Genomic DNA, 14,617 nt, shown 5'->3' on the forward strand with positions numbered 1-14,617 from the left:
TCGAGAAAAGGTAACTGCTTGGATAATGCGGTTGCTGAAAACTTTTTTGCTTTACTCAAAACAGAGATGTATCACAACCAAAGCTTTGAAGATGCAGATGCTCTGATAGAGCAAATTAAAGAATACATCGAGTACTACAATACCAAACGTATAAAAGTGAAACTAAAAGGCCTGACTCCGATAGAATATCGAACTCAGGCCTTGAAAGCCGCTTAACAGAAATGTCCAACTTTACGGGGTCACATCAATGAGCAGGCTTTTTAGTCTGTGATGTATTCGTCTCTCTTAACGAGAATTAGGTACGCTCAGCTAGATACGCTTCGTAATCTGGAATCTCGATAATCACTTCTTCTTCTAGCATTGAAGAGTTGAAAAGGAAGTTCGCAGTCGCGCGGTTGGTTGCAACTGGAATGTTCCAAACACTCGCGATACGCAGTAGTGCTTTTACATCAGGGTCGTGCGGTACGGCATTAAGTGGATCCCAGAAGAAAATCAGCATATCGATTTTGCCTTCTGAAATCAGAGCGCCAAGTTGTTGGTCACCACCCATTGGGCCACTGATCATGCTCTTGATTGCTAAACCTGTCTCTTTGCTTAGCAGAGAACCCGTTGTACCAGTCGCATAAAGGAAGTGGCTTTGTAGCTTCTCTTTATTCTCTTTTACCCATCTTAGTAGCTCAGGTTTGAAGTGGTCATGAGCGACTAGAGCGATATGCTTATGCGTTGGCATAGTACGCGTTGTTTTTTGCATGAATTTTCCCTAAATTATCGTTCGTATTTTTATTGTTATGAGTGCTTAACTCAATATAACACTATGGATTCACACTGAATACCGGCCGAAACTCAGAAGGTGACAATGAATCGGCAATAATTTGATCTTTGAGTGTTGCAGGGGTAAGAGCTTCAATTTTTGGTGCGCTGTGCATCTCGTAAGGCTGCCCTCGCAAGTAACTCACCGCTTGTTTAACCGACAAGCGCCCCTGTTCCACCATCTTGTCTGTTGGTGCAAAAAGTACCTTTTTTCGCAGTAAGCCACGGTAAGTACCATGACTCAAATAGCTGGAAATCAGACCAATTTCATCGGTTTTACCCGCCGCTCTTAGCTCACTGATTGCAGCCTCTATAGCAACGGCACTACCAACGATGTATTGAACCTTTGCTTGTTCTATCACTTGTTGTACAAGGTTGCGTTGCAGCTCTTTGTCGTTGTCAGCCCAATAGCTCACATCGATTTTTATATCGCTATCTTTAATCGCGTCATAGAATCCTAATGCAACAGGTTTGGTGCCACCGCTTGCTTGAGGGCCAAGCAATAATGCAATAGGGGTTTCGCCAGAGCCAGTTGGATGAAGCTTCGCTAAATACTCACCTACTTGAAAGCCCATCTGATACCAATCAACACCAACTATACCTTTCAGTACTTTTTGCTGCTCTTTGCTTAACGTCAATTCATTCACTGTTGCAAACACAGGTGTCGAACCAACCCAGTCAGTAAGGTTATCGTGATAGGCGTCTGGTGATACAGTGCCTAAAATAATGGCATCGGCACCCCATTTAGTACACAGGACGAGTTGTGAGGCTTGTTTGCCGATGTTTGGATAGCCGCCAGCTTCTAGCACTCGTAGCTCAACCTGCAATTTTTCGGCTTCGGAAATCATGCCGTAATTCACAGATAACCAATAGGAATCCTTGAGGTGTGGGTAGATGGCGCAAATCTTCTCTTTTTGTGACGTCGCAGTCGCCGGTTTGATAGGGCTTAATGGCTCATCAGCACTAGCGGAAGAGGCGGCTAACGCAAGTAAAGATAAAAGAAGTTTTGACGCGAAGGATTTAGTGCGCATGAATTGCCGTTTTATTGGTTTTAGATAAGAAACACTGCAAAATATAGCGTATTCTGCAGGGGTAAAGAAGAACGTTTTAAGGTTTAGGTTTTATGTTGTTAGCTTCAGCAAGTATTGGACGCAAGCTGCTGGCCTCATTTTTAGTGATGGCGATGCTCGTTCTTTTGTCTGCATTGATCGGGGTATCTGGATTTAGCTTTGTTGCAAAAACAGAGAGAAACGTTGTTGATTCAGCGCTACCAGCGATGATTGAAGCTCGTCAGGTTTCTGAGTTGAGTAATCGCATTATTTCGTCTGTACAAACCCTCTCTAATGCGAGAAATGAAGCTGAGCGAAAAGAAGCAGGCACACTGTTGTTCGATCAACTAGAAGCCTTGTTACAACACATCAAAGATTTGGGTGTCGATAGCTTTGATTCAGAACTGCTGCATAAACTTGAAAATAACGTGCAGAGTGTAATCAATACGCTGGCGGAGCTGGGTGTTTCAGTAGAACGTAAACTCTGGCTAACCAAAGAGCTGTCATCTCGTGTTGAAGAGATGCGCCTATTGGCTGAAGAGCTAGAACAGCTGACTCGAACTCAAGTGCTGAATACCGCAACCATAGCCGTTGCCAACGTTACCCATATCTATGACCTGCTAGAGACCAAAGAAACCGATAAAGCCTATCAAGCCTTAGATGCGCTGGTGGAAGTCGACCTTGACCTCTCAGAGCGCCTGCACGAATTGCACTTGCTGGCGTTCAAAATGCTCAACCAAATTGAGGAAACTCAAACGGTAACCAATGTTGAGCGTATCCATCAAATCCAAACTGAGTTTGAATCTAATCTTAGAATCATGGTTCGTCGTGTTAAAGCGGTAGAAGATCCAACACGTTCAGAGCAGATGTCCCAGCTTCTGGAAGAGCTACAAAAACGCCAAGTGGTGTTTGATATCTCACTGGAACAGTATGAGAACACCAAAAAGTCTGAGCTGTTGATGCAGAATACCTTGAAGTTATTCTCACAGCTGAACACGACAGTAAACCAACTGATCGATGACTCCAACCTGAGTACGAAAAAAGCGGTAGATGAACTGACTTCTACGTTAAGCCTCGCGCAATGGTCGCTCTCTGTGATCTCTATTATTGGCTTGGTGATAGTGGCGTTTATTGTATGGCGCGTGGTGTATGTGTCGGTCGTAAAACGCCTTGCTGAATATTCGGCAGCCCTGATGTCGATTGCACAAGGACGCCTTAATATTGATATCTCAGTAAAAGGTAATGATGAGCTGGCGCACATGGGTGAAGCAATCATCACAGCAAGAAATACGGCGCAGGCGCTACAAGTAGTGGCTGTGGGTGAGGCTAAAGCGAAACGAGAGCTGGAAGAACATAAAGAGCACCTTGAAGAGCTGATCACTGAGCGAACCTACCAACTCCAAAAGACTAACGAGAAGTTGAATGTTGAGGTAACCAACCACGCGAAGGCGCGCAGTGCTGCTGAACAAGCGAGCCGCGCTAAATCAGCCTTCCTTGCGACCATGAGTCACGAAATCAGAACGCCGATGAATGGGGTATTGGGTACAGCCCGTTTGCTAAAAGATACCGGATTGAACCCTTTACAATCTGGCTATGCTGACATCATCAATCGCAGTGGTAAGAACTTATTAGCTATCCTCAACGATGTATTGGACTACTCTAAAATTGAAGCCGGACATCTTGAGATAAGGCTTGCGTCTTTCGACTTGCACCAAATGGTTCAAGACACCTATCAATTGATGGAAGGGCGCGCAGCCGAGAAGAAGCTTGGTTTTAGCTACCATATTGAAAGCGATGTACAACGTTACTGGCGCGGTGACGTCACTCGTATTAGCCAAATATTGAATAACCTGGTTGGTAACGCGATTAAGTTCACTGAAAAGGGCGATATCGACATCTTCATCAGCTTAGATCTCGAAGATGAAAACCGCGTGATGTTTGAAGTATCCGATACGGGTGTTGGGATACATGAAAGCGAACAAAAATGCTTGTTTGATGCGTTTAGCCAAACCAACAGTGGTCGAAACACAACGGGTGGCACTGGATTAGGTCTGGCGATCAGTAAGCGCATCATGTTGGCAATGGACGGTGATATTGGCGTCCATTCAGAAGAAGGGGAAGGCAGTCAGTTCTGGTTCTCCTTACCACTTCAAGCTGGCGAAAAAATCGAAACTAAAGCTGCAGTGGTTGAAACTTGCATTCGAGCTAAAGTGCTGTTGATTGAAGACAACCCAGTGAACTGCATCGTTGCTGAAGGCTTCTTAAACAACCTGGGGCATGAGGTCGTGATTGCCACAACCGGACAAGAAGCTCGTGAGATATACAGCGAACAGGTCTTCGATATTGCGCTAGTTGATATCAACCTTCCAGACTGTGATGGTGTTGACCTCATTCAGCAACTTAAAGATATTGAGGTTCAATCATCTGCTTTAGGCCTATTGCCAGAGAGCTCGGCACAGTATGCACCTCCTATGGTAGCGGTATCGGCTCATGTGTTTAATGAAGAAGTAGAAAGTTATTTGGCGAATGGGTTTGATGGCTTCTTACCAAAACCTCTTGAGAAAGAAGCGCTTGCAAGGCTGATAGTGACTCAGCTAGATGGCAAGACCTTGTTATTACCACAGCCCGATCCTAATGATTCAACCTGTAAGAGAAACGAGCACGGGTTTTGTGAAAAGCGTATTGAGAGCGACGTTATAGTCGAAAGCGAAATTGAACAGCCAGACCAAGAGGAAAGTCCTGTGACCATTTCTGATAGCAAACTGATAATTGATAACAAAGTAATCGAAGGCGACTTGTCTATTCTTGGTTTGGACAAAATGAAGCAGATTGTCGGGCTCTTTGAACAAAGCAGCCTTGAAACGTTAAAAGAAATGGCTGACGCCAATGATGCGGAGAACGCCCGTGAGGTGAAATCGCTCGCTCATAAGCTCAAAGGGTCAGCGGGCAGCTTAGGACTATTAGCCCTGTTTGATGTGTGTAAAAACATTGAGATTAGCAGTGAGCCATTAACGCAATACAGAGATAGCGCTGAAGAGTTAACGAGGTTAGTTAAAGATTCTCTAGCGGCGTTGCAACAACATGTCTGATATTGAATGTTCTCTGCCACATATTGAGCTTCTTAGGCTAAGCTGAGCTCTGTCTAACTGAGCATCCAGAAACAAAAAAATCCTCTGCTAAGACAGAGGATTTTTGTTTTTAAGGCGATGCTTCAGACTAACGGTTTTCGAAGCGGTTGTAGTCCAACAGGCCAAACTCAATTGGTTGGTCTTGTTGGTACCAACGATGCACTCGGTCACTGAATGGCCAGAAGTCACTAGAGCTGCGTCGGATGGCAAACTTATCGAGTAGCGCCACGTAATCTTCTTCAGTTTGTAAGTTTTGTAGAGACTTCACTAGAGTTGGAATTTCCTTCTCTGTCAGTGATAGGTAAGCGGCTGGATAGCTGCCTACAATGCCTCGGACGAGCGTTAAGTCGTCATTAGCGTAATCTCGGTTACCTTCTTCGTTAAACAGGCTGGAAATGTTGCTATGAGCGTTGTTGTGAATCATGGTGAACAGTTGTTCTTCACCGTTTTCTCCCTCAATCATGATCATCACGAGTTGAGGCACATGGCGTAGGCCTTCACCTTTCACCAAGCTCACCTGTTTAAGTAGCGCTTCATTTTTACGGCTAAAGCCTGTATCGACGATCTCATAACGGTCATTGAGTATCGGACTCAACTTATCTTTCAACTTATCGAGCAGCTCGCGTTTTGGATCGGCCGTTTTGTACACCACGCTAGTTGGTTGATCAAAAGGTGCGATATTACGTTGCAAGAAATCGCTCAACTGGACGCTTTGATTTTGGTACCAGCTTGAGTGCTCAAGGTGTCGTACATCTTTTGGTAACAGGGTTAAGAAGTTACTTTCACCTTCAAGACGTAAGAAGTCCATAAACATACGAGTGATAAGCTGGTGGCCAAAGTTTCCGTAAACATCGAAGCCAGCTACAAGTAGGTAATGAATTCTTTCTAAAAGTGCATAATCCAGAATCCACGCCGTTTTAGGTTGAGGACCCACTAAGCCTTGCACGACCGATGCGCTGTCAAAGTGACGGAAAACAGTAAGGGCAGCGTTCGGGTTAGTACCATTGCCATCCCAGATAACGTCTGTCGTTAAGTTCTCACCATTCTTAAACCACTTGTTAGCAAAGTCTGATTTACCTTCCAGGTAGCGTGCTTGCTGTTTTGAATATCTAACCCAGTTCGTTGCAGGAACCGTGTTACTTTCAAGTTCACTAGGAAGCTTAAGATTGTCACGTTGGCTTGCATAGAAGGCGTTGATCTCTGGAAGATCGGCCTTGTCTGGATCAATAAAGAATACCCAGAATCGGTCGTTAATCACGTTTAATGCCAACTGACCACGACACACAGGGCCTTTAATGTAAGCCATGATGGTGTTCTGAGCGTTGTCGAGCATAAACTTAAAGCGAGAGTTTACAGGCAAGGCTTCAAACGAGGTCATTGGGTTCGCGGCAACATCAATATCGTAACTTGGCAGCTTATCTACAGTGTAATCGGCATCAACGAACCAAGTGTTCCAGTTTTTCAGGCGTTCTTCATTGAGGGCGAAAGGCATGTGTGTCTTGTCGACAATTGTGCCTTGCTCAGGGATAAGACGGTAGTACACACGAGGGACTTTTGGATCATCATAAGGGCGACGAGTGGTGATACGCTTGACCGGTTCGCCAGGAGGTGTAGCAGAACGAACAATCGAGAAGAAGCGTGTCGGTTGACCTAATTCTGAAAAATAAACGTGTGATAAGAACAGGTGTTCGTAGATGTAACGTGCTGAAAGTTGGCTCTTTCTTGAACTCTTGTTAAGGAACTTTTCGTAAGTATTAACCAGCTCTTGCTCAGCTTCACTTAGCGGAATATGTTCGTTCATCAAAGCGCCATTTTCTAGCCAGCTCATCAGAGTTGCGTATTCTGTCTTGTCTAAGTTAGGCATACCATAAGGCATACCCCACGTAGGGTAATCTCTCTCATATTGAGCGTACTCTTCGATAGTCGGACACTGCTGGTCACGATCGATTGAAAAGTCAAAGCCTTCTAGCTGCGTTTGCTCCGGAAGTGGGTGGTTTTCTTTCTGTATCAACATACGAGAGACAAGCCCAGCATCTAAGTTGGCGGTCGAGTTCTGCATACGTTCATTGAGTACAGGATGGAAATCAGCGTCGCGCCACTCTTGTGTGGTTAACGCATCTTCAAATAAGCGAGTGGGAGCCGATGCCGTTAAACGCGTACCTTGATAAACGAGTGCTTTACTTGCACCTCGGTCGATACCTTCGACAGAAGACATTTTAAGTTGGCAAGGTGCATCGTAACAGGCGTGACAAACCACACATCGGTTATCAATGATCGGTTTAACTTCGTTGAGAAAGTGTTGCGATTGAGCTGAAAGGATAGGAGTTTGGCGATCACGAACTTGTTGTTCGCCAAACAGCTCATCGAAGTTTAGTCCCGCGTACACGGCACAACCTGAGAACACGCTGACAAGAGACAAAATGAAGAGTTTTTTCAAATTCATACGTACTTAGATATTTGGCATTTTTTCTAATTATATCGAAAATGATTGAAAATGCTCATGTTCTGACAATTTTGTAGACAAGATCTCTATAGGATTGAGTGATTCGCTAGGCTTGGCTGCGGGCATAGAGCTCAGTATTTAGGTCTACTGATTAACGTAACAAACAGAAAAGGGGACTGAGAGTCGCTCAAATTCCTTTATCCAACGCCATTGGTTATCTTGTAATTTGTCTCCAGGGCCTTTGACTTCTATCCAGTGAAATTGGCCATCTTTAAAAGCGATCAAGTCAGGCATTCCGGTTCTAAACAGTTTTAGGTCACTCAATATGACTTTGAAGAGATCGATCAGCAATGCTCGTGGTACTGAGTGAATGCTACGTTCGATGAGTGCTTTAGGGAAGTGATTCCAATGCACAAACGGATTAGCAATGCCAAGCTTTTTATCATAGACATCGAGCAAGTGATCAATGCCTTGATTCGAGATGGTTTGGATTACAGCATTGATTTGCAATTCACGTTTTTGTTGAAAGTCTGAGTGATAGAGATCCAATGGTCGATATTGGTAGCGGTTGATAAATGCACCCTCTACATCAGAGAAAATTACATCCCAAAACGTCAAGCCGAATAACCCACACAGAAAGCTGTTCTCTGAAAAATAGACTTCCCAACCTTGAGCTTCAAAATGTTGCTTAACGGCAAGCTCAACTCTGGTTTGGCTTAGGTCTAGTTCCAACCTAATTTGTTCGCAAATTGGCTTTGAAGCGCGTGGAACCTTTTGTCCCTGCTTGCGTAGCAACCTTTGCTCAAGCTTAACGGCGACTTCCAGTTCTGATACGTCAGATGGATTGGTTTGCATCTCCGTGACGGTGTCACTCATTAGGTTTAGCTCATCTTGCTTGTCGTAGATGCGAGCAAGCCGCTCTCTGCTCGGTGGAAGTGATGATTGCTTAAACCAATGGATGGCTTTTTCGTTCTGATTGAGCCTTTCGAGATCACGAGCAATGTCATTGATCAGGCGTGAGCGCTTTCTCGCGATGGTGCGATGTTCTGATTCGCACGGCAAGGATTGCAAAAGGTGCTCAAGAACGTCGCAGCCCTTACGGTCGCCTTCATAATATTGGCGTTGAACGTCGCGCATTGAGAGCAGTTGGTTGAGCTGCTCTCTGGAGTTGAAGAAGCGACGCTGCTTACTCAATGGGTAGTTTTCAAAGGTGTTGAGGCCAAGGTCGCTTAATACGAACTGACTGAGATCTTGGTATGTATTGGCGAAGAAGAGTAGCAGTAATACATCGATAACTTCAGCTTCATTAACATGGATACAGTCAAATGTTAACGCTTCATAATTATCAAAAGGTTGTTGAGTCAGCAGTCCTAATAGCACGTCTTTTTTAGCCGACTTACTGCTTTTGAGGGTAGGGAATACGTTGACTAGCTCAGGCTTGGTGAGCAAGTGTAAGCCCAACTCATGCTCTGTGATGACAAGGTTGTGCGAAGCTTTAGGATTACTCAGCGCAATAAAGCCTGATGTACTTAGCTCTTGCAGCGCATCGGAGAGATTGGGTATTTCAACGTAGTCGAGTTTATCACTGCGAAACCAGCACCCCTTACGAGACAGAAAACGAACCATTAAACACTGGCTAGGTGTAGAAAGGCGCTTGTAACTTTGTAGCCAACGAGTTTCATCGGCGCTCAGCAAGTCAGGGTAGTGCGTTTGAGCGTGTTCAATCAGTCGATTGAAGTTGTCGAGATAGTAAGTTGGGTGTAGTTGAGGAGTGGATTCTAATGTCACTTGATACGTCGCTTGATACAAAAAGAGCCTAACCCTAAGGTTAAGCTCTTTCTTTTCAAATTCAATCTTTTATCAGATTAAGCTTGAGATGCTTTTAGCTCAGCAACTTTTGCTTCAGACATTGGCTTAGTGATGATTGCTAGAACAATACATACTGCCATCATTGCTGCAGAGATAGTGTAAGCAAGACCGTAGCTGTCGCCGTTAGTCATCGAGTAACCAACAACCGCTGTACCGATTGCACCACCGATACCCCATGCCGTGTAAAGCACGCCGTAGTTAGTACCGTAGTTTTTAAGGCCGTAGAACTCAGCTGTAAGCGTTGGGAATACCGCTAGTAGAGTACCGTAACCAACCGCTGCAACCGCTGTACCGATGATTAGTGTGAACTCAGTGTTAAACGTAGCGAATAGAGCCATGTTTGCGCCTTGCAGGATGAATGCAAGTAGAAGAGTACGAACGCCACCGATCTTGTCAGCAAGCATACCAGCAGCAACACGACCGCCTGAGTTAAATACAGCAAGGATAGAAGCAAGGTAAACCGCGTTTGGTAGGTTTGCTTGAGCGCTTGCGATACTTGTTATGTTACCGATGATCATTAGACCAACAGAAGCTGCGAATGCGTACATGATCCATAGAGAGTAGAACTGAGGAGTCTTCAGCATTACTTTCCAAGATAGGTCTTCGCTCTTCTTAACAGCTTTTGGAGCTTGGCCAGCTTTTACTTTTGGTTCAGCTGGAGCGTAACCCGCTGGTGGGTTGTTGATTGTTGCTGCTAGAGGTACTGCGATTGCTAGTACACCAACACCAAGAATCTTAAAGCTTGTTTGGATGCCCATGCTCTCGATAAGAGCAGCAGTAACTGGAGCAAGGTAAATTGCCGCTAGACCGAAGCCTGCTGCGATAAGACCGTTAACCATACCTTTCTTAGAAGGGTGGAACCACTTCATTGCAGAAGGAGAAAGACATGCGTAACCGAAGCCGATACCCGCACCAGCCATAACACCGAATGTGATGTTTAGCATTAGTGGAGAAGTCGCAAAGCCTGATGCGATCATACCAAGGCCAGTAAGAGCTGTACCAAGAATTAGGATCTTACGTGGACCCATGCGGTCTTGTAGGATACCAGCAACAAGAAGACAGATAGAGAATGTGATTGTTGCAGTCGCGTATGGTGCTGATGCTTCAGCTGCAGACCAGCCTTCACCTTGTAGGGCTTTGTTAAATACACTCCAAGCATACAGGATGCCAAGACAAAGGTTGATACAGAAGCCTGCTAGCAGGATACGTGTAGCTTTATCAATCTTGCTCATTTTTATTCTCAGTTTTGTCTTTGGTCTAGTGAGAGCCACAGGACTAAAGACGGGTTATTGTGATTGTTTCTTCAAAATTAGTTTGCGTTTATCAACAGATAGCGCAAAAGAGCGCGGATTATAACCAATAAAAATGTGATTGGAATCTCTTTTTCCATTTTTATCAAAATTAAACTTGAGTTGTTAAAGAACTGTTTTTTATGCGTGTTGCAGTTGTTGTTAACACCTTTCTTTTTTGTACACTTTGCTGGTTTAGGCTCCAGTATTCATGCTTTTACCTAATCTCTTCCTGCTAGTGCCCCTACAAACCGTGCTGTCATCACATCATTGCAATTAATTTTAAATTATTTCTGTGGTTAATTTTGTGTAACAAAATAAATCAAATTGGACGTTAATCGCCACAACCCCAGAGGGGACTTAGTTTGTTGAATTTATGGGTGTTAATTAATTGTTAACGCGGCGCTTTGTGTTTCTTGTTGGTTACAATTTGTTCGTTTTTTGGGCTTGTTTTGTCCGTAAAAAGTGGGAAAATAGTCTGCAAACTGAGATTTCAAATTTGAAAGGATGCGTTTCTAGTCTACTAAGAGGCAAGTGTTATGAAACTATTTTTAATTCTACTGATGTCGATTACTGGTGGTGTAGCAGCCGCTGATCATATTCATTCTTTCTTATTCGGTTTCTACATTGCAGCACTTGCAGTGGGAAGTTGCTACTGGCTTGCATTCCGCAGCACACGTTTCCCTCAGTTAGCTCTAGTGCTTCTATTATGTGGCTTCTTTGCTAAAATCGCGGTAACAGTGGTAGGTGTGTCATGGGGTATCTCTAACGATATTATCCAGTCACCATTCATCTTCTCATTGTCTTACCTGTTCTTCTTAGTGGTTGTGTCTTACGTGTGGTTCTCTTACCGCGATAAGCTGACACTAAAGAAGCGTGAGAAACAGATTGAAGAGTCTCGCAAGCAAGCTGCAGCATAGTTAAAAACAGATTTTCAAAAGCCTTCTTCGGAAGGCTTTTTTGATCCTGCGAGATTTTATTTGGCCGCAGATAAAAGAAACCCCAGTATGGCGACATACTGGGGTTTCTTGTTATCGAGCCTGAAATGAAGAGCGTTTTACTTTTTCATCATCTTCGCTAGGTCAGCAAACGGGTTATGTGTTGCCGTTTGGTGGTCATCTAAACGTGCTGTGGCATCGACGCCGTAGCGCTCGTGGTCTGTGTATTTTGAATGTTCATGATCGTGACAGTAAAGGCACAATAGTTCCCAGTTACTGCCGTCTTCAGGGTTATTCGTGTGGTCATGGTCGACGTGGTGAACCGTTAGCTCTCTTAGGTTCGAGTAAACAAACTCACGTGCGCACTTACCACAAACCCAAGGGTAAAGTTTGAGTGCTTTCTCACGGTAACCTTGCTCTTGGCGAGCGTATGCCGCGCTTGAGCCATTGTAATCTGAAGACATTGCCAAATTCCTATTTGTTGTAATCAGTCGATATTATCACAGCTTTATTGAAGCTCTAGAGGTGTTGTCACTAAATGATACTTTGCTTTAACCAACATCAATTTTACGCTGGGCTGGTTTGCGAACGCTTAGACAAAGGGGGCTGTATGTTGGATATGTCTTTCTGGAATAAGGCATGCTTAACAGTTTGAAAAGAAAACGCATTGAGGGGTTTTAACCGAGTAAATGTGACCTAATATCTGTTGGTAAGACCCTATACTAATAAGGAAATATCATGTCAGAACAATACACACCACCTAAAGTGTGGGTTAACGATGCTGCCGGTGGTAACAAGTGGGCAAATATTAATAGCCCTGAATCTGGCGCTCGATTCGACAAAGATCTGGCTGTTGGTGAACATGCTTTGCAACTCTACTCTCTTGGCACACCTAATGGCCAAAAAGTGACGATCATGCTTGAAGAGCTACTAGCCGCGGGCGTGAAAGAAGCTGAATATGATGCGTACTTGATCAACATTGGAGAGTCGGATCAATTCTCTTCTGGTTTTGTTGGCGTAAACCCTAACTCGAAAATTCCTGCTTTGGTTGATAAATCTGGCAATGAAGACGTCAACGTTTTTGAATCGGCTTCCATCCTAGTTCATTTGGCTGAAAAGTTTGGTCACTTCTTACCGAAAGAGGGCGCTGCTCGCACTCAAACGTTTAACTGGCTATTCTGGGCACAAGGCTCAGCCCCATTCCTAGGTGGTGGCTTTGGCCACTTCTACGCTTACGCAGACGAAAAGCAAGAGTACCCAATTAACCGTTTCGCGATGGAAGCTAAGCGTCAACTAGACGTACTGGATAAGCAGCTAGCAAACAGTACCTTTGTCGTTGGAGAAGAGCTGACTATCGCTGATATGGCGATTTGGCCTTGGTATGGCAACCTAGTGCTCGGCAACCTTTATGACGCCGCTGAGTTCTTACAAGTGGAGTCTTACACCAATGTCGTTCGCTGGGCGAAGTTGCTAGAAGCGCGTGAAGGCTTCCAACGTGGTCGTATTATTAACCGCTCATGGGGCGAAGAGTGGGAGCAAGTACCAGAGCGACACTCGGCTGAAGACATTGATAACGTGCTGAAACTAAAGCCTTAGTTTTTATTTAAGGTAGATAAAAGCGCCACATATTCTTTTGGAATGTGGCGCTTTGTTGATCCTGTACCTAATCAATTTAAGTCTTATTATTACAAATTGGTAAAAGTGATTTTATTTAAATTGGGATTATCATTAATTATGTTATAAATATAATGCGTTCCATCAGAAAGGTTTGGCCTTTAGGCATGGTGGGTAAGCGAATGTTGAAACAGAAAGAAAAAATTGTTGTGGTTGGTGGAGGTGCTGCTGGCCTTGAATTGGTTACGCGTTTAGGTCGTGACAAACGTTATGACGTGACACTCGTTGAGCCGTCGTCACATCACTACTGGAAACCTCGCTTGCATGAAATTGCAGCAGGAACATTCGACGAAGAGCTCGACGCTGTTAGCTACTTCCAGCATGCATCTTGTAATGGCTACACTTACGTACAAGCTTCAATGAGTGGGTTAGAGCGTGCTAACAAAGTCATCCAGTTGAACCACTTTAGCGGTATGACTCAAGAGCTCGAATACGACTATCTCGTAATCGCTGTAGGTGCCATCAGCAATGACTTTAAAACAGAAGGCGTCAGTGAACACTGTTTATTCCTCGATTCAGCAGGGCAAGCACAGAAAGCTTGGCAGGAAATCAACCCTCTACTGAGATCAAGCAGTCAGCGTAAAATTTCAATTGTTGGCGCAGGTGCAACTGGTGTTGAGCTGGCGGCAGAGCTGGCAAAAGTAAGCGCTAAGCTACAGCGTTACCGTCAGGAAGGTAGCCTTGAAATCACCTTAATTGAAGCGGCAGAACGCGTGTTACCTGCTGGGCCAGAATGTATGTCGAAACGAGTTCATGAAGCTCTGGTAAAACAAGGCATTAACGTTAGAACTGGGACTCGAATTCAAAGAGCAGAAGAGGCGAAATTAGTCACTTCAGAAGAAGAGGTTATTTCAGCAGATCTGCAAGTATGGGCTGCTGGTATTAAATGTGCGGATTGGCTAAGTGAATTAGACGGTTTAGAAACGAATCGAATCAATCAATTAGTCGTTGAGCAGACACTAAGAACGACCAACGATAGCGATATTTTTGTGATTGGCGATAGTGCAGAGTGTCCGCAACCGGATGGTTCTTTTGTTCCACCAAGAGCTCAAGCTGCGAATCAAGCCGCAGGTCACTTGGCTCAGCAGTTCAAGCGTTTAGCGAAAGGCAAGGCATTACAACCATTTGTTTTCCACGATGGAGGCATGTTGGTAGCGGTTGGGCATGACTATGCAGTCGGTGCTCTCATGAATGACAAAGTGCTTTTGCGTGGCAGATTAGTGCGAAACCTTTACGACACAATTTTCCGTTTACATCAGCGAGTCTTGTTTAGTTGGGGTAGGGTGACAGCATTGGTTGTTCTGAAAAGGTTGAAATGCGCGTTGAATCCATACAGTAAAAAGATTTAGTCATCGCGTATTTGTTCTAGGAAGCAATACTCCTACTATTCACCCCTATAAAACGCCACGCTCAGAAT

At 44.5% G+C, this 14,617-nt stretch carries 11 protein-coding genes; 5 read left to right on the plus strand and 6 right to left on the minus strand.

Annotation, left to right across the window (positions count from 1 at the left end):
- A partial coding sequence (locus L1D55_RS20795; RefSeq protein WP_152966870.1) for an IS3 family transposase occupies positions 1 to 216 on the plus strand: 216 nt, incomplete at its 5' end.
- Between the two features lie 79 nt (positions 217 to 295).
- On the opposite strand, the gene L1D55_RS20800 is transcribed toward L1D55_RS20795, so the two are convergent.
- Positions 296 to 751: a methylglyoxal synthase gene (locus tag L1D55_RS20800; protein ID WP_004740283.1), complete on the minus strand. Its 456-nt coding sequence runs from the start codon at positions 749 to 751 to the stop codon at positions 296 to 298.
- 61 nt (positions 752 to 812) lie between these two features.
- The gene (torT, locus tag L1D55_RS20805) at positions 813 to 1,841 is read right to left on the minus strand and encodes a TMAO reductase system periplasmic protein TorT (protein WP_239918684.1); all 1,029 of its coding nucleotides are present in this window, start codon (positions 1,839 to 1,841) and stop codon (positions 813 to 815) included.
- Between the two features lie 92 nt (positions 1,842 to 1,933).
- Here torT and torS point away from each other — a divergent pair, with 92 nt between their 5' ends.
- Complete coding sequence (torS, locus tag L1D55_RS20810) at positions 1,934 to 4,948, plus strand: TMAO reductase system sensor histidine kinase/response regulator TorS (protein WP_239918685.1); 3,015 nt, start codon at positions 1,934 to 1,936, stop codon at positions 4,946 to 4,948.
- Positions 4,949 to 5,075: 127 nt separating this feature from the next.
- Here torS and L1D55_RS20815 read toward each other — a convergent pair whose 3' ends face one another.
- From L1D55_RS20815 to L1D55_RS20825, 3 genes are all read right to left on the minus strand, one after another.
- Positions 5,076 to 7,430: a fatty acid cis/trans isomerase gene (locus L1D55_RS20815; protein ID WP_239918686.1), complete on the minus strand. Its 2,355-nt coding sequence runs from the start codon at positions 7,428 to 7,430 to the stop codon at positions 5,076 to 5,078.
- A 144-nt stretch (positions 7,431 to 7,574) separates the two neighbouring features.
- A complete protein-coding gene (locus L1D55_RS20820; RefSeq protein WP_239918687.1) occupies positions 7,575 to 9,239 on the minus strand; it encodes a VRR-NUC domain-containing protein in 1,665 nt (554 codons plus the stop codon).
- Positions 9,240 to 9,295: 56 nt separating this feature from the next.
- A complete protein-coding gene (locus L1D55_RS20825) occupies positions 9,296 to 10,531 on the minus strand; it encodes an OFA family MFS transporter (RefSeq protein WP_171369220.1) in 1,236 nt (411 codons plus the stop codon).
- Between the two features lie 596 nt (positions 10,532 to 11,127).
- Between L1D55_RS20825 and L1D55_RS20830 the strand changes: the two genes are divergently transcribed.
- Positions 11,128 to 11,508, plus strand: coding sequence for an NADH:ubiquinone oxidoreductase (locus L1D55_RS20830; protein WP_105023277.1), 381 nt, complete (start codon positions 11,128 to 11,130; stop codon positions 11,506 to 11,508).
- A gap of 137 nt (positions 11,509 to 11,645) precedes the next feature.
- On the opposite strand, the gene L1D55_RS20835 is transcribed toward L1D55_RS20830, so the two are convergent.
- On the minus strand, positions 11,646 to 11,990 hold the full coding sequence (locus L1D55_RS20835) for a YajD family HNH nuclease (RefSeq protein ID WP_004740276.1): 345 nt from the start codon (positions 11,988 to 11,990) through the stop codon (positions 11,646 to 11,648).
- Positions 11,991 to 12,264: 274 nt separating this feature from the next.
- On the opposite strand from L1D55_RS20835, the gene yghU reads away from it, so the two are divergent.
- On the plus strand, positions 12,265 to 13,122 hold the full coding sequence (gene yghU / locus L1D55_RS20840) for a glutathione-dependent disulfide-bond oxidoreductase (RefSeq protein ID WP_239918688.1): 858 nt from the start codon (positions 12,265 to 12,267) through the stop codon (positions 13,120 to 13,122).
- A gap of 200 nt (positions 13,123 to 13,322) precedes the next feature.
- On the plus strand, positions 13,323 to 14,549 hold the full coding sequence (locus L1D55_RS20845; RefSeq protein ID WP_239918689.1) for an NAD(P)/FAD-dependent oxidoreductase: 1,227 nt from the start codon (positions 13,323 to 13,325) through the stop codon (positions 14,547 to 14,549).
- Positions 14,550 to 14,617 lie beyond the last annotated feature (68 nt).

The sequence above is a fragment of the Vibrio sp. Isolate22 genome (assembly GCF_022398115.1).
Lineage (GTDB): Bacteria > Pseudomonadota > Gammaproteobacteria > Enterobacterales > Vibrionaceae > Vibrio.